Annotated in this window: 11 protein-coding genes; all 11 read left to right on the top strand. The window is 34.5% G+C overall.

Annotated features, from left to right (window positions below; translation table 11 throughout):
* The first annotated feature begins 7 nt into the window (after positions 1 to 7).
* The 11 genes from BBG47_RS18830 to BBG47_RS18780 all read left to right on the top strand — a co-directional run bounded on the left by BBG47_RS18830 (position 8) and on the right by BBG47_RS18780 (position 21,879).
* Positions 8 to 2,185, top strand: a complete 2,178-nt coding sequence (locus BBG47_RS18830) for a Mu transposase C-terminal domain-containing protein (protein WP_065292985.1) — start codon at positions 8 to 10, stop codon at positions 2,183 to 2,185.
* Positions 2,178 to 3,908: an ATP-binding protein gene (locus BBG47_RS18825; RefSeq protein ID WP_175400579.1), complete on the top strand. Its 1,731-nt coding sequence runs from the start codon at positions 2,178 to 2,180 to the stop codon at positions 3,906 to 3,908. The genes BBG47_RS18830 and BBG47_RS18825 overlap by 8 nt, the downstream gene beginning before the upstream one ends.
* A gap of 92 nt (positions 3,909 to 4,000) precedes the next feature.
* Positions 4,001 to 5,701 (top strand): TnsD family Tn7-like transposition protein, encoded by a 1,701-nt coding sequence (locus tag BBG47_RS18820; RefSeq protein ID WP_065292984.1) that lies wholly within the window; start codon positions 4,001 to 4,003, stop codon positions 5,699 to 5,701.
* Between the two features lie 30 nt (positions 5,702 to 5,731).
* Positions 5,732 to 7,642 (top strand): TnsD family Tn7-like transposition protein, encoded by a 1,911-nt coding sequence (locus BBG47_RS18815; RefSeq protein ID WP_065292983.1) that lies wholly within the window; start codon positions 5,732 to 5,734, stop codon positions 7,640 to 7,642.
* A 596-nt stretch (positions 7,643 to 8,238) separates the two neighbouring features.
* Positions 8,239 to 10,029 (top strand): ATP-dependent nuclease, encoded by a 1,791-nt coding sequence (locus tag BBG47_RS18810; RefSeq protein ID WP_065292982.1) that lies wholly within the window; start codon positions 8,239 to 8,241, stop codon positions 10,027 to 10,029.
* Complete coding sequence (locus tag BBG47_RS18805) at positions 10,022 to 11,746, top strand: UvrD-helicase domain-containing protein (RefSeq protein ID WP_065292981.1); 1,725 nt, start codon at positions 10,022 to 10,024, stop codon at positions 11,744 to 11,746. The genes BBG47_RS18810 and BBG47_RS18805 overlap by 8 nt, the downstream gene beginning before the upstream one ends.
* Before the next feature lie 106 nt (positions 11,747 to 11,852).
* Positions 11,853 to 14,279, top strand: coding sequence for a CHAT domain-containing protein (locus tag BBG47_RS18800; RefSeq protein ID WP_065292980.1), 2,427 nt, complete (start codon positions 11,853 to 11,855; stop codon positions 14,277 to 14,279).
* Between the two features lie 410 nt (positions 14,280 to 14,689).
* Positions 14,690 to 17,782: a P-loop NTPase fold protein gene (locus BBG47_RS18795; protein WP_065292979.1), complete on the top strand. Its 3,093-nt coding sequence runs from the start codon at positions 14,690 to 14,692 to the stop codon at positions 17,780 to 17,782.
* Positions 17,783 to 19,283: 1,501 nt separating this feature from the next.
* Positions 19,284 to 20,276, top strand: coding sequence for a hypothetical protein (locus tag BBG47_RS18790; RefSeq protein ID WP_065292978.1), 993 nt, complete (start codon positions 19,284 to 19,286; stop codon positions 20,274 to 20,276).
* A gap of 276 nt (positions 20,277 to 20,552) precedes the next feature.
* Positions 20,553 to 21,125, top strand: coding sequence for a hypothetical protein (locus BBG47_RS30015; RefSeq protein ID WP_065292977.1), 573 nt, complete (start codon positions 20,553 to 20,555; stop codon positions 21,123 to 21,125).
* Positions 21,126 to 21,366: 241 nt separating this feature from the next.
* Entirely contained in the window at positions 21,367 to 21,879 is a 513-nt protein-coding gene (locus tag BBG47_RS18780) for a hypothetical protein (protein WP_065292976.1), read from the top strand.
* Positions 21,880 to 21,897: the final 18 nt, after the last annotated feature.

The following is a 21,897-nucleotide window of genomic DNA, read 5'->3' as shown; positions in this document are numbered from 1 at the left end:
GAGATAGATGTCGCTTTTTATCAATGATTTACTTGAATATAGAGATGCTAATTCAAAGCTTGTCGATTGTGAAAGAGTGTTATGGCTGAATCAATCAGATGATTGCGCTGTAATGATTTCTATTTTTAAAAAAAATGGTTTGCCGGAGTTTAAGCATATTTCCGAATTAATACAGGGAATGATGGACGGGACTGTGATCAAGCGTGAGAGTGATCCATATTCAAGATTTATGATCCCGGACGAAAAGCTAACTCCAAAAGAAATTCAAGTTAGAGACGACTCCTGGAATGCTATTAAAGACATTGTTGAGTTGGAGCCAAACATTTTTGAGCCAAAAGAGCGGTATCAAATTATTAAGAGTGAAATGAAAAAGACGGGTAAAGGAAAGAAATTCTACTATAAATATCTGCGATTTTACTGGACTGGAGGGAAAATGGTGAATGCTCTGCTTCCTAGATTCAGAAATTGCGGAGGGAAGGGAAAAAAGAAGAATCCGACTCAAAAAATGGGGAGGCCTAGGAACACTAGTATCTCCATTGATCCTAAGTTGAAGGGGGTCGTAATAAATGAGGGCACTCGAAAAATATTTGACAAGGTTATTAGGGAAGTCTACCTGAAAGTAAACAGAAGAGACTCTGTGAGCTATACATACATAGAGATGTTAAAAAAGTATTATCAGATTGGTATTGTTAAAAAAGGGGGATATGAGATACCGATAATCCCTTCTGGGCATGAAGTGCCAAGCATTACCCAATTACGATACCACATCCGGAATCATTATTCTAAGCGTAAGCAACTTATCGCTCGGGAAGGGGAAGTAACCTTCAATCGTGATTTTAGACCTTTACTTGGATCTGAAACAAGAAAAGCAACCGGACCAGGACAAATTTTTGAAATTGATGCAACAATAGCGGATGTATATTTAATTAGTTCTGATGATTCTAATATTATTATTGGTAGACCTGTTGTATACATTGCCGTCGATGTTTACAGTCATATGGTTGTTGGATTATATGTTGGTTTTGAAGGGCCATCTTGGCTTGGGATGATGATGGCTATTGAAAATGCAGTTGTAAATAAAGTTGAGTATTGTAGACAATACGATATAGAGATAACAGAAGAAGAATGGCCCTGCTACCATATGCCAGAGTGTTTTTTTGCTGATCGTGGAGAGATGGAGAGTAAGAATGCTGATTCCTTGTGTAACGCACTGGGAATAAAAATAAAAAACGCACCTCCGTATCGTGCGGATTTAAAGGGCATAGTAGAACAACAGTTTCGAACTTTGAATGTAACGCTTCAACCATGGACACCTGGTGCTGTTAAGAAGGAATATCAAAAACGCGGGGGACCTAATTATGTACTAGATGCCAAGCTTACACTTAAGGAATTTACTCAAATGATGATTGAAATGATTCTTTATAGAAACAATTATCACCTTATGGAATACTACCCATTAGATAAAGATCAAGCATTGGATAAAGTGCGTCCAATTGCTAGAGATTTGTGGAACTGGGGGGTAGCCCACAATCATTTTCTGAAGGTAATCGCACCTGATATTGTTCGCTTAAATGTATTGCCCGAAGCTACTGTAACGGCAAATCGAGGAGGTATTTACTTTGAGGGAATGTATTACGGATGTGAAGAGTTAGCTCGTCAAGGATGGTTCATAAAAGGAAAGTCACTAAAAGTATTGATCGCTTTTGACAGAAGAAGTATGAATCATGTGTACGTGAAGACCAATAACGGAAAAGGATTTATCAAATGCGATCTATTAGCTAAGTCTTCACGTTTTATGAATTTGAGTCTTGAAGAGGTTAAGTCCGCTAGATACGAGGAAAAACTATCAAGTAATTTGTATCGTCGAACAACGGAGCTTCAAGAAAAAGTATCTTTAAGTGCTAAATTAGAAAAAATTAAAAAAGCAGCAATTGATCGAAGTGTTGCAAATGAAGATTGCACCCTGACGGAGTCTGAACGAAAATCCAATATTAAAGGGAATAGGGCTATAGAAAGAGAGAAGTTGCGAAAAGCTCAAGCCTATGAATTAGGAACGGGAGCTGGGATTGATGAAGAGAAGATTGAATCTGATGATACTATAACGTCATTAGAGTCATATAAGCCTAAATCCAAGCTAGGCCTCCTTGCTAAATTAAAAAGGGAAGGAGATGAACTTCATGGATAAAAAGAAAACCCAAGAAGATAGCGTTTATCATTATTCTCCAAGTCTTATAGGCAGACAAGAAAAAGCGCACTATACTGAACAGGATATTCAATGCTATAGAGATAACCCATTTATAGAGGCCTTACCTCCAATTTTCGAAGAGGAAGATGTCGCATTACAAATTAGGAGATATCCTGAGTTTAATAATGTCCAGCGTAGTTTTGGAAAGCAGATTAGATTACATCTGGTACAACAAATTTCGGATTATGTTGAACCATTACCATCACATTTTCTTGTGGAACAAAGGCTTTCTAGGTTGATTCGACATGGCTACAAAGCTCGAAACCCCTTCTCCCCAGCAACTATTAGGCAATTCCACATCGGTTTTAAGGATGTTCTTGGTAGTGGGACTGATTCAGCTGGAGCTAACATTGCAGGTGTCAGATCTACCGCTGCTGGATTTGCTATCCTAGGAGTAAGTGGACAAGGTAAGACAACGGCGATAGAGGGCTCACTACTACTATATCCTCAAGTAATCCATCATTTGTCTTATAATGGACAACCATTTATTCGTAAACAAATTGTTTGGCTAAAATTAAATTGTCCCTTTGATGGCTCATTGAAGGGGTTATGTTTTAACTTTTTACAATCCATAGATTCACACTTAGGAACCAACTATTTTCGGAAGTTTGCAACAAATCGTGCTTCTGTAGACATATTAATTCCGGTAATGGCTCATATTGCTACACTACATGGCTTAGGAGTGTTGGTAATTGATGAGATACAGAACTTAAGCTTTCTTAAAAGTGGCGGGGCAGAGAAGATGTTGAATTATTTTACGCAACTAATTAATACAATTGGTGTTCCCGTTGTATTGGTAGGAACATTTAAAGCGATGAAGTTACTATCCGGCTCCTTTAGCCAAGCAAGAAGAAGCACAGGCCAAGGAGATCTGATAATGGATCGGTTAGTTCAAGGGGAAGAGTGGGACTACTTCTTGAATAGTTTATGGAAATACCAATGGACGGCTGCAGCGACACCGTTAAAGGATCAACTAAATAAAAAAATGTATGAGCTCTCTCAGGGGATTGTAGATATTGCAGTCAAATTGTATATGCTGGCTCAGTGGCAAGTAATAGAGGATGGAATTGACGATGAAAAGATAACTGCAGCTCTATTAGAAACTGTCGCTAAACATCATATGCAGCTTGTTCAACCAATGCTTAAGGTACTGAAAAGGAACGATCCTGAAGCTCTGGCATTAATAGATGACCTCTATCCGAAGTGGGATGTATTAGAACAATATTTACAAAATGCTTCTGAGAAGGTGAACATTCAAGGGGAAGTTAGAACCAAGGTTTTGCGTAACGAGAAGGTAGAACTGGATGAGGAGAGGTACTTTGAGCTTATAAGCACAGCTATAGATTTTGGAGCTTCTTCTGAAACAGCTCAGGAACTCTCTAAAAAAATACTTCAAACTAATGAGGCTGAAAAGGATCTGGTTAACTTGCGAATACAGCTTGTTAGGGAAATTACAATTAACGCAGAGGTTGATGGTGGTAGCAAAAAGGGACAGGAAATCAGAAAAGCTACGAAAAAGAAAAAACAACAAGTTATGCTTGATGAAGATGACCTTAGAAATGCCATATCTAAGGAGAAAAAGGATCCTGAAGGGATATACGAAAAATTACTGAGCACAGGCAGTATACCAACGGAAGATGAACTATCCAAGCTAATTTTTTAAGCTCGTAGAGTAATAAAATATGAAAAAATGAGAAAACTAGTACTAGAATCCTATCTGAAAGGTTGATTCTAGTGCTAGGATATTTCCCAACGTTGTATGATGATGAATTGTTATATAGTGGTATTGCTAGATATCATGTAAACGCAGGTAATAAGACACAAAGACAAACCATAGAGGATCTTTTTGGTAGTCGATTGGTTTGTGCAACTACAGATTTGCCGAGTCATATAGATATATTGGCTTCTAATATCCAAAATCATTACTCTTGCGAACAGCTAATACAGAATCATACTCTTTTCCCGTATTACGCTTACTTTATGAGCCAAGATAAAATTGATCTAGCAAGATTGTTAATGATAAGAGGGGCTAATCACGGAAAGGTTCATGCCATCTTAGGATTGATGGCTACCAAAGTAAAAGCCCCTAAGCATCTTAGATTTTGCCGGGAATGTTATAATGCTGAGGCTAAAGAATATGAGCCATATTGGCATCGAACTCACCAATTGCCAGGTGTAAGTGTTTGCCCGTTACATAAGCAACCACTTTCAGTAAGTCATGTTGAATATTCTACACAAAATCACAAGTTCGAATTTGTAGCTTTATCAAAAATAAGAGAAGAGCATTATCCAGTGGTTGACATTGATACAAAATGGACTAAGAATCTTGAATATATTGCTGAGCAGTCTGCATCAATGCTGCTGTCTTCTTCCTTACAAATGAAAAAAATGTCTAGTTATAAAAAGAAATTGTGCGAGCAGGCTTATTTGACAGCACAAGGGAGGGTAAAGTTCACCCAACTGATCAATGACTTCAGAGATTTTTATAGCGATGTGTTATTAAAGCATTTAAATTGCGAAGTCACTGATGTTTCAGAAACGTGGTTGCATAAACTTATAAGGAGTCCTAAAGAAATAATACATCCTTTACGGCATTTATTGCTGTTAAGATTTCTTGAGGCTGCACATGATAGTTCAGCTAGAGTTTCTTGTTCCCCGTTTGGTGACGGTTCATGGCCTTGCCTAAATAAAGCAGCAGATCACTATTATCTTGATATTATTAAAAAATGTTCGATCTCCCGTTGTTCCAAAACAGGTTTGCCAGTTGGAACATTTCAATGTTCATGTGGGTTTGTTTATTCACGTAGAGGTCCTGATCGATCTTTCGAAGATAAATATCAGATAGGTAGAATAAAGGGTTTTGGGCACGTATGGTATGAGAAATTAAAAGAAATAAATACGACAAGTTTGTCACTTCGTAAGAAAGCAGAAATCCTAGGGGTTGACCCTGGGACTATTAAAAATCAGACAGAAGTTTTGTTGAATTTTCGAGAAGTTCCTTACAAGAATAAACTAATTTCATCGAAAGCTAGTAAGACGATTATTGTGATAGAGAGTGCTGCTCCTAGATCCCAGAAAGTTAGAGTGGATTGGAAGGTGCGGGATGAAATATTGCTCTATGTAGTTAAAAGAGCCATTGAGGAAATAAGAAGTATGCCAGAACCTCATAGAATTTCATTAGCATCAATAGCAAGAACCTCCGCAGTAGGGGGATTTTCATTGAAAATTGTAAAGGGTTTAAACAAACTTCCGAATACTAAGGCCTATATAGAAAGTTTTATAGATACTACTGAATCATATCAAGTTCGCAGGTTACTTTGGGCTGCAGACAAATTGCATGAGTTGGAAGGGAAAATAGTGGGGTGGAGATTAATGAAGTTAGCCGGTCTCAACCATCCTTTGAGAAGTAAGGTTCTGAATGTATTTACTGATTTAATAAGGCAGAATAATTATTAAAGATTGATTACTAAAGAAAGGAATTGATACATGCTAGCTCAATTTCCAGTATTGTATCCTGATGAAGATTTCAGGTCTATCGTTTATAGATATCATGTTCTATCTGGGAATAAAGACTTTTCAGTTACTAATAGTGACCTTTTCAATAGAAAAAACTATGATAATACAGTGTTTCCTCGTAACCTAAGTTATTTAATGATGCGACTGCCATCTGATTTTATTCCTATCGAGAAATTTCTACATGATCATACCTATTTCTGCTGGCTCCGTCCTTTTATTCCATCAAATCGATTAGACTCTATAATGGACGAAATTATGTTTAATAAAGGTGAATCAAATATTGTGATTCTGCTAGGAAAGGGTAGCGGAAAATTACTATCAGAAAACTATAGGTATTGTCCTGCATGCATAGCTAATGATGAAACATTATATGGTGAGGTGTATTTGCACAGAAAGCACCAATTATCATTCTTGACCTGTTGTCCTGAACATGGCTATGAATTACTTACTCAATGTACTAATTGTGGAGTAAAATTTGAAAATAGTCTTGTCACATCTTCCCTATGTGTATGTGGCTTCGATTTTTCAAAAAATGACAAAGAGCAGAAGCGTTTAGATAGTATTAAGTCCGAGCAAGAGTTATTACTCAACTTTGAGCAATTGTCTAAATCAAGAGAAAACTTGGAAGAAATACTACTAAAGATGCGTAACGTTTTAGGATTAAAGGGATATATGAAATATTCAGGACGTATGAATCGAAAAAATCTGATTGAGGACTTCATGGTTTATCTTGCAGATAATAATTACAATCGCTTTCTAAAAATAGATGTAAACTCTCAAATTAAAACAGATGCCTATATATTGAGTGGACACCAAGTAAAAAGCATTATATTTTACATTTTGTTTATGATGTTTTTATCTGGTTCTGTTGAAGAATTCTTATTAGATAATTCCGCTTTTTCAATACCTATCCCATTTGGAAATGGCCCGTGGATTTGTCATAACTCGGTTTGTCCAGAGTTTAATAAACCAATTATCAGAAAATGCATTCGTATAGACCATCAAGGGAAGTATATCTCAGGACTATTTGGCTGCCCTATGTGTGGATTTTGTTTTGCAAAAAGATGGCGGTTTACGGATAAAGGAGAGGAAAGACCTTATGCTGTACTAACAATGGGGCATTTATGGAACTCGATTTTAGCTGATCTGCATTCAAGTGGATTTAGTAATACTGAGATTTCGGTGAAGTTAAATACAACCCCTACACAAATACAACGAGCATTAACAAGAATCAGGACACCGAAATTAGATAAAAGAATTCCTCAGTCACTAAATATATTGTGGAGCTCATTAAGTTTACATAATGAAGTTGCAACTGCATCAGAAGTAGTAAGTCATTTCAATGAAAATCGAGTGCGAATTATTGAACTCTTAAGAAAAAATGTTTGTATTACTAGAACGGAATTAGCCAAAAAACACAGCCATCTATATCATAAAATGCTTAGAGAAGACAGGAAGTGGATGGAGCAGGTTTTACCTTCTAGTAAAAGAAATAAGGTGCGAATTGATTGGGAAAGACTAGATAAGCACTATAGCGATGAAGTAATTGTAGCAGCAGATGAAGTGTACAGAAAAAATCCCTCGGAACAAATAAAAAAGTATACAATTTTATCTTATGCTCCTAAGTTCATTAAAGAACACATAGAGTATGCTTCAGAGAAACTTCCAAAGACCATTGCAATGTTAAATAGTAGGATAGAAACAGATGAACAATATCTGCTCCGACATCTTCCCGTTATCATTAGTCAAATGAAAAAATATAATAAAAAAGTATACTCGCTAAAAAATGTAAAGACATTTAGTCCTATGTACAGAAAAAGTACAGAAGAACTGGATAAGCAACTTATAATACAATTGAACGATCTTATGGAAAAGGGATGAGCAACGCGAAATATTATCGCGGTACTCATCCTTTTTAGTCTGTTACTATGGTCCGAATTGATTGGATAATTTTTGTGAATAAAGTAGGGTTTTCTTGGTAAATGTCTAATTTATATTTAATACGTATAGTTCATTGTACATAATTCTTTTATCGCTTAAGTGAGGTACATATGGAAAAAAATTGTTGGATAGTTGAATATGGTTATGCGAGCGATTATATGGACTTTAAAGAAAGACAGTACAATAAAAACAAGCGTATGGAAACGATTGTGGATATTATGTGTAGGTGCATATTTTCAATTAGCCTTATCACCAAAATCAGAAGTAGTCGGACACTTAATGGTTGGCTTCAGCTCATCAGATCCTTTTAGATTAAATATTGATGAGTATGCTTGTGAGAAGAGAATATAACTTTGAGTTAGTACTTGTGGCTGTACGAAAGAAAAGGAATTCCACATAAATTTCGGACACATAGATAAATGCAATACTCAAATTTATCAAAGACGAGATTAGATTATACCTTGGTATGAATTCTTTAATTGCATACTAAACATTTTTTTAGTTAACCAATATGGGACAATGAGGCGGGGATTAATATGTTTTTAAAAAAATTGAGCATTAAAAATTTCAGAAATATCTCTGATCTTAGCATCGAATTCCGAAAAGGGCTCAACATACTGATAGGGGAAAATAATGCTGGCAAGTCAGCTATTATTGACGCTCTTAGGATATGCTTCAATTATGGTAAACAAATGAGGGACACATATGTAAAGCGAAGTGATTTTTATATTAACCGACATGATCCTGATGCAAATATTGACTCAATAGAATTTCATTTGATTTTTCAGATAGAAGACCCTGCAGAGAGCGGTATTTTTATTGATTTATTGTCCTATTCTGAGGATGGATCTCAGCAGTGTTTACAGATTCATTATAAATATTATTTAGAGGAAAAAAACGGAATTGAGAAAATCAGATACAACGTTTGGGGAGGAGACAACGAGGGACAACAAATTACACCGGATGTTTTAAATATGTTGCTTTTCGTGTATCTAGACGCCCTTAGAGATGCGGCTCAGCAACTAAGGCCAGTTCGTGGGAATAAATTAGGTGAATTAATTTCTTATCTTCGTGAGGATATTCAAGGCAATCCAATTAATGATGAACAACGGGATAAATTAACACAAAGACTTAGGGGATCTCTAACTGGAGACCCTGATTGGAATAGTATTATTGAAACTGGAAAACAGAAGATAAATGAACATCTTGATGAGACTTCTATAACAAATAAAAAGCAGTCAGTGGAGATTGAATTTTTACCTTTTGAATTCAGGAAAATTGTAGATACCTTAAGAGTAATATTTCCTGTGTTTGATTCAGACCTTCTCGGAGGCGATAACAGCAAACAGAAATACTTTGATATTCAACAAAATGGACTCGGCTATAATAATTTGTTATACATGGCAACAGTATTAGGAGATCTAAAAAATCGTAAACATTTAGAACCAGAGTCATACATTGCATTACTGATTGAAGAACCAGAGGCTCACTTGCACCCACAACTACAGAGTATTTATTTTAATTATCTAAGTAAACTGGATTCGATAGGGTTTCAAATTTTTATTACTTCGCATTCACCAACAATTACAGCTAAAGCGGATATTGATTCGCTAATTGTGGTTCAATGCCAAGATAATATTGTCTCCACATTTTCTTTAGCAAGTTCTGAACTTTACGATAATAATAAAAAGTATCTTGGTAAGTTTCTTGATGTAACTAAATCACAATTATTTTTCTCAAATGGAGTTATTTTTGTCGAAGGCATATCTGAGGCGCTCTTACTACAGAAGTTTTCGAAAATTATGGGGGAAGAATATGATTTAGATAAAATGGGTATAGAAATTGTTATTGTCAATGGAGTTGCATTTGAACACTTCGGAAAACTATTCAACTCTAACGCTAAGAGTAAGAGACTAAATATCCGGAGTGTGATAGTTACTGATGATGATAGAGATCAAGCCACAGAAGAAATATCCTCTAGGGCACAGAATGCTTTGGATCTTAGGGGGGGACTTCTGCATGTAGAGGCCTCAACTGTAACATTTGAATACGAGTTAATAATGGCCAGTGACTATAATAAAGATTTATTATTGAGTATCTATAAGGACATGCATCCTACATCTGCCTCAAGAATATCTGGAGACACAAGATCTGATTTCGCACATAGCTTTCTAAGTAAAGTAGAAAGTAATAAAGCAAAGTCAGAATTGGCTCATCGGCTTGCTCTAAGACTTGAAAACGATGAAATCGCTAGAAGGCAGTTTATGGTTCCAGATTATATAAAACGTTCTATAATATGGGTTGTTAAGGGTGAGTTTAATGTTTGACGGTCTTTCGTACATTCAACGTACAATTGTCTCTGACAAGAATGGATTGTTTGCTGTTAAAGCTTGTCCCGGAAGTGGAAAAACATATACGACTGCAGCAAGATTGGCTTATAAGCTAAGTAATTGGCAGCTATCTAATAGGGGGATAGCAGCACTATCCTTTACTAACGTCGCATGGCAAGAAATTTGGAAGATGCTTGTTCAGAACTTAGGGATGACGATAAATTACCCCCACTACCTTGGGACGCTAGACAGCTTTATTAATAAATTTATATTTTTGCCTTTTGGACATTTAGTAATGGGGTGTGGTAAGAGGCCTATTCTTGTTGGTGAACCACATGGCACATGGTCTGGCGGAAATTATGATCGTGATTATGATCAATACTTTGATTCCACAAGTTTTTCCATTAGTGGGGATGTTATACCGACGATAGCAGATCTAACAATGTTTCATTTTAGTTGGAAAAGAAATAAGGATAGTTCAGAAAATGGGCATGTAAAAAGAATACGTCAAACAAAAGAAAAGTTTTGGAGACAGGGGTACGCAAACCAAGCCGATGCTAATTATTTCTCTTTAATGATTTTAGAGAAGTATCCCAATATTGCTCGTTCAATAGCAATGCGATTTCCGGAAGTAATAATTGATGAGGCCCAAGATACTTCAGAAATACAGATGAGGATACTCGATAAATTAATTGAGAATGGTCTTGAAGATGTAATGTTAGTCGGCGACCCCGATCAAGCTATTTATGAATGGAATAATGCACGGCCAGATTTGTTTACCGATAAATTTAACATATGGGAGGAGAACTCTGTTATTTTAGATGAAAATAGAAGGAGTTCTCAAAATATCTGTAATGTCACGTATAAACTTACCTCTCGTACTAGTCCTTCGATTGCGGTGACTGAGGTAGTTAAAGATTTTGAACATATCCCGGAGATTCTTTGTTATGAAAAGGAAAGCATTAATCAAACACTTGATTACTTTATTCGCTTGTGTGATAAACATCAAGTTGAGGTAAATCAAGATAATGTAGCTGTTATTTTTAGAAGTAAGTCAATACAAAATCAAATTCTAACTCATCCTGAACGGATTGAGTATCCGTGGCAAGTAGGTAAGTATTTCGTAAGAGATTTGGCAAAGGGGAAGTACATGTCTGAAAATGGAGATGTGTTTGAAGCCTTTCGCCTGATTGAAAGAGCACTATATAAAGGAATATTTAATAAAAATTATTGTTCATCAAATGATCTCGATAGTTGGATCTCTGGAAAAGGCTTTATTCGTCATAGAAAAGAAATATTGCATATATTGAGGTGTTTACCCTCACCGACTGGCAGCATTAAAGAGTGGGTAAACCAGGCTTCAGATATTCTCCGGATTAACAATATTACAATAAGAATGAATTTAAAACCCGATTGTACCGATTACAATTTTGATGAAATATTTAAAATCTCTGCGGAAAACAACTATGGATTTAGAATGGGGACTGTGCATACGGTAAAAGGAGAAACTTTTGATGCCGTCTTACTAATATTAAAGGAAAAGGGGGCACAGGGGGCGTTTTATAGAACTATGCTCTCCAACTGCTTAAATACATTGGATGACGAGGAACTAAGAATAGCGTATGTTGGCATGACGAGGCCCAGAAAATTGCTTGTTATTGCGGTTCCAAGCGAGCAAAGTAGGTTAGTTTGGGAACAAAGATTACAGAAATAAGTAAGCTAAATAATACTTTGTAAAGGGTACTTAATTGGCGGTTTTAATATAAACGTCATACCGAGTTATTATCCTCATTATATTTGAAGAATTAGGCGGGATAAAATTGAACATTGAGAACGAAATTAAACGTCATATAAGGTTGTTTCACTATTTTATCATAATGACTGAGGAAAAAGCTGGAAAAGATACGATTTTCAATCGAATTAGTCGTAATTTGATTGGGTCAAAAATGATATTGAATACAATATCTCACCTACCTGCTTGGGTTGATGAATATATCGGAGATTGGCCAAATGCCACAATGTATATGCCATATGATATTAACTATCAAATTCATTATATTTATGAATCCAATACACTTCAAGTTGTTGAAATGTTTAAGTTTACCCCTTTCGGCTGTGTGTTTGTTATGGAGAACGTTAGTGCACAAACAATTGAAACAATTCGTAAAGTAACACAAATGCCAGTTGTTTATGATGGAGAAGGAATGCAGGGGGTTCTTTCTCTGCATGAACCCAATCTTGTTAGTATACTTCATAAAATTTGGAGAGAGCAAACTAAAAATTGGGTATCGTCAATTCCACTTACCCGTCGTCAAACTTGGTTACCTAACAAAACCAAAATTAAGTCACTAAGGGCTCCTTCTATTGCTTTTCTTGATCCATTAACAGTTTCAATTGATCGAATACGTGGATTGTACGAGAGTACTCAAAAACGCAGATATAAGGTGAATCCCTGCACAGCAGATATATTTAAAGAAAAAGAAATTGAAGCGGATAAGTTAATAAATGAATACATACGTAGGATTCTAGCAGAAAAATTAGTGACAATAAATATGGGATACCTTCAAGAGGGCAGTTTCGACGATAATGATCGGTACCGTCTCTCATTGATAAACATAACAGAATCCAATCTTCAAGAAATAGCAAAGGACAAGGACGATAAAAGATATAATCGAATTGTCGACGCTGTATTGAATAAATGGGATAAAGTCACAATTAATAGTGAGTTTGTTCTCTGTGTGCCTTCAATTAACTACCATTTAATCGATATGTTAAATAAATCTTTAAAAAAAGATAAGTTACCAAAGAAACTTCTGAGGCAGGTCTATGACCATGCAAACTATTATCAAGTAGTTGATGCCACTGTTATTGAGGCTGAATCTGAGGATAAGAAAGTACAAAATTTCATTCAACTTAATGGCTTAATAATTGAACGCGGTAATGAGTTACAATTTTTGAGTAGTTTACATGTCTTATATTCACTTGCACGTCGCGTACCATACATTCGTACACGAAATGTTCCGGCATCGAATTTTTATCGCCTAGCAGCTGCACTATCTGCGTATAGCAATGATATGGAGGAACGAAATAGAATACCTGATTTTACAACAGGAATGAAACAAATTTCTGAGCACATCCAAGAAGCTTTCCACATAGAAACAACTAAGCTGATTGCCAAGCATGCTTCGAGAGTTAAAGTAATTTCTGATTTGCCTGTTGAATGGATGGAATTAGAAGGACTCCCATTGTGCGTAGCCTGTAATTACAGCCGTGTCCCTATTACTCCAGGTAATGGTCTCATAAGCCATTCCAATACTATGAATCGTGAATTTACTCTTACGCAGGAGAATATAAAAGTATTAATGATTAATGCATTAAGTAAGGAGGATGATCGTGATAAGGGGCTTTTCCGACTAGGAAGAGAACTCTGTGCGGAGATCAACCATTATTTTAAATTGATTGGAAAAGAGATCGTTTATGTTGAGACGAATGACAAGAAGAATTTTTTTGAAACTATAGAAAAGGAAGAACCGATTATTTTTATTTACTATGGACATGGAAGTTACGATGTAAACGATATGATCGGAAAGCTTGTGATTGGTAATGAAACTGTAACAGCCATTGAATTGGAACAACTTTCATGGAAGCCAATAATTGCATTACTTGGAGCATGCGAGACGCAAGTAATGCATGGTACGCATTTAAACGTCGCCAATTTGTTTATGGGGAGTGGGTGTTTGTCGGTTTTAGGTACATACTTTCCCGTGAACGGACTGCATGCTCTATCGTTTATCGCCAACATATTGAGGCACTTGGTTAATTGCTTCGCAAACGCCGCTCCTGAATATTTAGAACGATGGGATGATGTTATTTTACAGACATATCGAACCCAATATTTGATGGATTCAATGCATGCAATGGATCGATATCTTGAAAGAAGGGGCAAAAAACTATCCCATTACCCTGTGAAGCCCTTTCAACTATTTTGGGAAAGAGGGAAGGATAAAGGTTATTTTAACTTAGTTGATTTTTATCGAAATCGTGATGAGATCTTTCAAGAAGTGTTTGACACTGTCCCAGAGTTAGGGGATGCTTACCGAAGCATTCTAAGTAATAATCTAATACTACCGCAGAGCCTATACTATTCTTCTCTTGGCTCCCCAGATAAGATAATAATTCAGCGTGGGCAAACAGTACAAACTTTTGAAGATGTCGATAACCATTATTTAGGCAGGTTTCGTAATTGATAATGTATAGAGCATAGATCCATCATACTAGATAAATAGTACATCCGAAATCGTCCTAATAACACTGAAAATGTTGAAACCTCGATCAAGTAGTTGTTAGTTGGGATGTACTAAGAAAGCGAACTGTATCAAGATTTCGTTGTCTGTTAAATGAACATCAAGGAAAAATGTACTCCTGCCATAATAATAAGGTAAAGAACCCAACTCAAGTTACGAATATGATAATGATACAATATAAGATTGAATAAAAATTTACGGACGATAAGCCGAACTGCTTTCTTTAAAGGTAATGCCTAAGCAGATGTACTGGTAAATGGAATGCAATGTATACACTATTTTTTGCAGCATGTATAGAACAAGGATTATTATAAAATTTTGAGATAAAGTAATAAAACCGAGTGAGGTGTTATATGCTAGAGGAATTTAATAATGGATTGACAGATTTTTCATTACAAGCGTTAGAAGTAGTAAGATGTTTTATAGAACTTTGTTATAACTATGTTTTTAACCTCGTTAAAAGTTTTAATACTATCATAGTTTTATGCTTTATAATAGTAGGATTAATTTATTGGTACAAAGTTAGAAAAAATAGAAAGTTGAAATTGAAATTTGTCAACGTACTAGCTCATATTTCAATAACTTGTCTTTTTGGATATTTAATAGAAATCTCAAATATTAAAAAAATCAATGATCTATTGATTATGTATTGGTCAATTGGTTGGATTCTGTACTTATTCTTTTCTATAGTATTTATCAAGGAGTTAATGATCTATTTAAAGTCAACTAAAAAAATTACAAAGAATTTTTCTAAGGTATATTACTTTTTGGGCCTAACTTATATTTTTACAGCGATATCTACCAATCAGCTGTTTTTCGTAGATGATTTGTTATTGATAGGTGTATTTATTTTTGGATGGTTTATATTGCAACTGTTGACTCGAGAAATTAATACCGGAGATATTGATAAGGTAAATGAAGAATCAGATGTTGAGATTAATGTATATGAACAATTACTCCCTACTCGAAAGCATGAATATAGCAATTTGTATGGATTATTGAGGGGAAACAATTACAACGAACCATTTGCTCTAGTGTTAAATGGAGATTGGGGCACAGGTAAAACTAGTCTAATAAATGTGTTGTCACAAAAATTATCAGAAGATGGAAATCATATGATCTTCATACAACCGATGATATTAGATACTACTGAAAAGCTAATGGAGTACTTCTTTGGCCAACTTGAAGATATTTTAAATTCTAATGGGATCTTTACAGGGAAAGATAGTCCGTTTAAGAAATATGTGAATATTATTTTTCAAACAATAAACACACTAAATTTGAAACAAGTTATCAAATTAGATGTGTTATTGGAAAATTTGGATAATGAAGAACGGAATGATTTTAGAAACAGTAAAAAATGGTTGGAAAAAGATATATATAAGCTTTTGTCGAATGGAATGAAGAAAAACAAAAGAAAAAAAGATGGAGGAAAAGGGGGACATAAAGGTGGAACTATCGATTTTCCAGAAGAAAAAAGTAAGATTTATATTATTGTAGATGATTTTGATAGGGTTGAAGAAGAGACCTTTAACTCTACTTTAATATTCATCAAAGAAGTGGTGAATTTTCGGGGTATTAATGTAATTTTCTTGATGGATGAGCAAAGGATAGATGGAAATGAAAGAATAAATCGGGCTTACTTGGACAAATTTGTGAGCAAGAAGTTCCAGTTATCTAAATTAAGCTACCAAGAAATCTTTAGTTATTTTATAAATAATGTAGATGAAAGGAAATTAATTGATGAGTGGACACATGAAATTAGGGATAATATAAAGAAAAACGCTGTTTTATATATAACGGACGTAATAAAAGATATTAATAATCTAGTCACTAGAATTCAAGAGGAAATTGATTCATTAAGCAAAAATACTAAAAAGAGTCAAAACAATAATGATCCACAAGTGCCTACTCAACTAGAAAAGTTAAATCACAGTAAAATGGAAGTTGAAGGGTATCTCCAGAAATTAAATGATGGAATTAGTAATGTAAGGAAAGTTAAAAAAATCATTAGGGAAATAAAGGAGTTGTTGGTAACCATCGATCTGCGAGTTTCTGAACATAAAAACGTGAAGGTTAATTTAAGCAGAATAGATCAAATTTATGAAATAATTGTTAGAGTTGCTATTTTGAAAATTCTCTTTGGAGAACATGTTGATAAATTAATACAACAAGATAATGATTTTTTCGATATTATGCAAAATAATAAATATATCAAAAATAAGAATTACATAACAATTCCCTTCTTTTCGATGTTTTTTAGAATGGGTATCAGTGAAGAACAGGGTCTAAAACAGGAGATACTGAACGATTTTTGTAATGCAGTAGTACTTAATCGTCCATTCAATAGATTGTTTGCAGATAAGAAAACGGATAGTGAAAAAATTCTGAGTGACTTAGATGATCCAAATCACAGCCTGACAATTAATAGTATAGAGGAAATAAGGGAATACTTACGAGTGATTATGTACTATAACTATGAGATTTCAAGTAATTCAGTCAACTCAAGAAGAAATAAGTTAATAGATCACATAATCACTTTATTTGAAAAGGAATCACTGACCCTTAAGAATTTATTTGAGATTCTTAGTGATTCTCGAAATTCGTTATTAGAGACTGATATATATTTTGCAAAATTATATGAAATATTAAATGGAAATAATCAGTTTCAAAGTACAAACGATAAAGATGTATGTTTTGCTTATCTTAATGGAACAACAATGCATATTTTTCGGCGCTATCAAAGCGATATACTTATGATTATGAATCTATTGAAATTAAAAGATCCAGCATATACTTATGAAAGTATTAGTTCAGATTTGAGCGATATATTTGAGCTTAAAGATATGGTAAAGGCAATCAGGAGAATTTTTAATGAAGAGAATCTTTCTACCTCAGAATTGGATTTTTTTAAGCAATGGGTTAATAAGTCAATCCAAAGCATAAAAAACGAGAATAAGGATAATGAATATATAATTGAGTCAATTAAGCAGTACCAAAATAGAATTCATGAATTTATAAAAATTTATCAATTAAAAGAAGAAATCTCAGAAAAGCTTAGAAGCATCTCAGTAGAACCTACTCACAAATTTACTGAGAAGCTATCTATAAAGTCAAAAGAGGAGTTGATTTGTGATATTCAAGAATTTCACAAATATATATACACACAGAAAAATAAAATGACGTGGTCTTATCTAAGATACTTTGGTTCCTTACTTATGTTCACAGAAGAATATACAAGAAACAATGAGCTTGAAGACGACATTATAAATATAACCATTGAATTATACAATAGCATACCCAAAGATGAGTATGATGAAAACTCTGATGAAAAAAGGACATGGCTTTGGTGTACTGTGAAGTTGGGTGTAATAACAGAAAACCAGAAACAGCGTAAAGAAGCAAATGAAGGAAATGATTTAGAGGTGATTATGGAAGAAGTATGAAGATTGAATTGGTAGTAATGGGGAATCAATGATTTATTCAGGTAATATTTGAGAATGAAACTTTAATGTGATTAAGATATAAATTTTCGAAGATCAAAAAGGTGCAGAATCAACAAATGAGGAAATTAATGTATCTATCTAGAGGGGCCTTAATTATTCGGGCTGTCCTCTTTTTATTACTGGAATTAATGTTCTTATGGTTCGACGCATGCTACGTATTACTAGACGATGTATGAAATTATAAAGTAGTTGTAAAATGCAGTTTTCGGAAGCAATATGAGCAAACATAGATATTAGATATAACCATTGCAATTCCCCCTTGAAAATGAAAGGAAGTTTTTAATAATAATGATCAAACTATGATTGGGATGCACTCATATTCGATTCCAACGAAAGAATGTTTCTCTTCCATTTTATTTAGCTGTCATAAGTAATTTATCTGCCTGGTTCTAACCGAAATTAATAGAAACAATAGATTCAGCAGTCCTTGGTGGTTGGATACACCTACAGTTACGGAGGGAGGGGGACAGAATTTAATATAAACTATTTGATAAATCCATTTTAGAAGCAGTTTTTATTCAGTTCTAATTTTAACGATACTTGGAACGGATATTTCCAACCTCCATATGGTGGATGTAAAATCCAAAAACCTACACGATTAAACAATTTGGACTAAGATATGCGGAGTGTTCAAAATCGGCACTCTACAATCAAAAAGTATCTCAGCTTCAATTATTTCTACAGATAGAAGGATATATTCTAAGCTATGAGTACTATACGAGCTAGATTATAGCACTATAAACACACAAAATCATCGTGGTCATACTCGTCTAACAATGAATATTATTCAGACAGAGGTAGTGAAGTTTCAAAGAACTTGAACAGGGTTCAATTCAATGGATCTCTAACTTATTAGTTCGATATTAAGTAAAAAGTTAAATGAATTGATTCTTTAAATTCCCTTAAGTTAATAGTGAAACTTTATGGTTTCCAACTTTCTTTCTACACAAATTAGTGGTGGTTCCACACTTTCATTTTTTTGCGTTTATCAGGTGCCTGCTCAAATCCAGTAAAATCAACAAAATTAGTTCCAGAGATTTTTATCACGTGACATCTATTTGCTCAGAGACATTAAAGTTGGTAACTGAACATTATTGTTGGTAACCCTTAAATATAGTCAGTAACAGTGGTTTAATGTTGGTAATCGCCCTTAATGAAAAAGTGAGAAACTTAGTTCTGTCCCGATGATGTTTAGATATCATCGGGACTTTTTCTATTAAGAGACATATTCATGCACCTACGAATTAGACTGAGAAATATAGGGGACGACATTAGGTTAATGGTAGTAACGAGGATACAATTTTGTTTCTCGACTTAACCAATTTGTGGTAATATTTGATGAGGTTAAGAATAGAGTCCGGGCAGTTCTCTTCAGCTTTCTCTAATCTATACACATAGATTCTAAAATAGATTGAAAATAGGAGGTTATAGGAAAAAAATATTGAAGCTTAAGATACTGGCGTTCTGTATCTTATTAGGTTTCCTTTCTGTGGGTCAAAATGCTACTGCAGCAACGGAAGCCAATTTAGTTACGAATGTTCAATTACAGAGTAGTTTGGAAAAACTTAAGATGGACTTGGCTACAAAAGAAGAACTGCAGGTATTGGTTCAAGAGCAAGGGTACACCCTAACGAAAGAAGAAATCACCCAGCAATTAATAGATACTCAAAAATCGAGAATCGCAATACTTGAAGGGAATATAAATGCATTATTGTCATTGCTTGCAGTTATTATTGCTGTACTTACATTATTCTGCGGTATATTCGTCTGGGTTTCCAGAAGGGCCTTTTCATCTAAGGTGGAGGAGGTCGAGAAACGGCACGATGAAATGAAGCAACTCAAAAACGAAGCAATAACGAAAATGGAAACTGTAAGGGAACTTAGCAGCTATCTCAACGTGTCGATCCGTGAAGCACAAGATTTGCAAATCAGCTTAAACAAAAGCAAAAGTGCTTTCTACGAGGAAATCGAAAGAATAAATCAATTAGGGCAGTATGTGAATTTTTTAGAGCTCAAAGTAACGCGGTCAGAGATTATCCGTACATTTGTGAACGAGGTAAACCAATCCATAAAATTGATTTCCGATCTTGATTACTGGCTCGAAGGTACACTTCCGAACTATGGACATGCGCTCATAAAGGTTACAGAAGTATTTGGCGAGAACGTGATAAAGGAAGGATCTGATGAAACTATCCAAGAAAAGCTCAGTTATTGTTTAAAATCATTAAAAGAAATTGAAGATAGCTTTTGGAAGCATGCAGAGATATCTTTGGAATGGGAAGAATACGCGGATAAGGATACTGACGATTTTATAGATCCGCTCAATGACACATTCGAAGAGTGGGAAAGCACCTATAAGGATATAACAAAGGTGCATGGTATTATCAGCGCTCAAATCTCAATGAACCCAGATAAGTTTAAAGCTAGAACATAAATAGGGAACTTGCATTAAAACGGCTGATCTCAAAATGGCAGCTGTTTTCAAATTAGTAGAAGGGAGCCTTTTGAATAAACTGTAACGTTAGTTTAATAAACCAGTGGCAGTCTAATGCTTTAGATATGCTCCCCTTTAGGTAGACAGGTGAAATAATAAAACCTGTATACAAGGGAGTTTTTCATGTCCAAAATTAAGCTTGAATAAGAATGTACAGTTCTGGCGAAGGAGTGCATCCTTGTCTCAAGGAAGAGAAGTGATATTAATATTGTAGAAATGGAGAACCAAAGTCATGAGTACACTTTTCAGCCTAAAATTACAAGAATCCGTAAAAATGTTGATAAGCAACGTTCATTTGCAGATGAGAATACCAAAGTATATTACTTAGACGATGAAGGTAAACGTTTTACTGCAGATATTGGTGGTCATCAGATAGCGCGTGCTCTAGAGCACAAACCACTTCATGAGATAAAAGTACAGGGCGAATTAGATGAATTCATACAAACCCTGCAATTATTAGAAAAGGTTCAAAATATTAAGTCTGTACGTGCACATGTAGATATCTTGCCCGATACCTGCGGTGAAAGGAAATTTAAGTATTTAAATGATGGTGTTACTAGAAGGCGATATGTATGGGCAGAAGTTGTTTTGCATAATGGTAATTTGGAAATAGAAAGAGAACTATATTCTCTATCAACTTTGTTCATTCACTCTGAGAGCAATTCTGAATATAAGTCCTTGAACTCTATTCGAGATATGGGAATACAAATATCTAAACTAAAGCACGGCTTAAATAAGCCTGAGAATAGATCGAACACAATTATTAAGCATATCATGCTAATAATATAGAGGCTTTATAGTAAATTTGGACTACATATAATCAAGATTATGGTAATATATATGAAGTTCTGTCTTTATTAGATGAGAAATATTTGGAGAATGAAAAAAGTAGGATATTTATTTTATGAATATTACTAAAAAAAGTTTTGGAGTTTTGTAATTTTTTTTAATCATCATATTGCATCTATATGCTCAAATTTACAACTTTCCACGAAAATATTTATATTAAACACAGAAAGGAGTAAACATTATGGATGATTTATCTTGGGCTTTTTATGACATGAAGTTTAAAGAAATTATTCGAGAGAAAACTGAAAATGAGTTTGAAGATTTTTTTTCTAAGGTGATGCAAATAAAATATAAAGATAATTTTATGCCTTGTCGTCCATGGGGGAAGGATGGAGACAAGAAAAATGATGGCTATTTAATTAATGAGCGGCACTTGTTTGCTGTTAATGGTCCTCAAAGTCTTAATCAAAATAGAATGATAGCAAAAATAAAAAGTGACTTTTCAGGAGCATTAGACTATTGGGAGGAGTATTTTGAAAAATGGTCTTTTGTACATAATCAAAACTCGTTACCTCCAAGGATTAATAAAGAGTTATTAATATTATCTACTCAATACACCTCCATTAAATTTACTTTCTGGGGGCCTTCTGAAATTAGAAACATTCTTTTTTCATTAGAAGAAGTTTGCATTAGAGATATTTTAGGGCCAGTTCCATCTAAAATTAATTATACGACTTTAAAGTTGAGAGCGTAAAATATCTTGTGTAAATAG

Origin of the sequence: Paenibacillus sp. KS1 (assembly GCF_001680695.1) — a bacterium.
Taxonomy (GTDB): Bacteria; Bacillota; Bacilli; order Paenibacillales; family Paenibacillaceae; genus Paenibacillus_B; species Paenibacillus_B suaedae.
The sequence above is the reverse complement of the archived record's forward strand: the minus strand, read 5'-3'. Positions and strand labels throughout refer to the sequence as shown.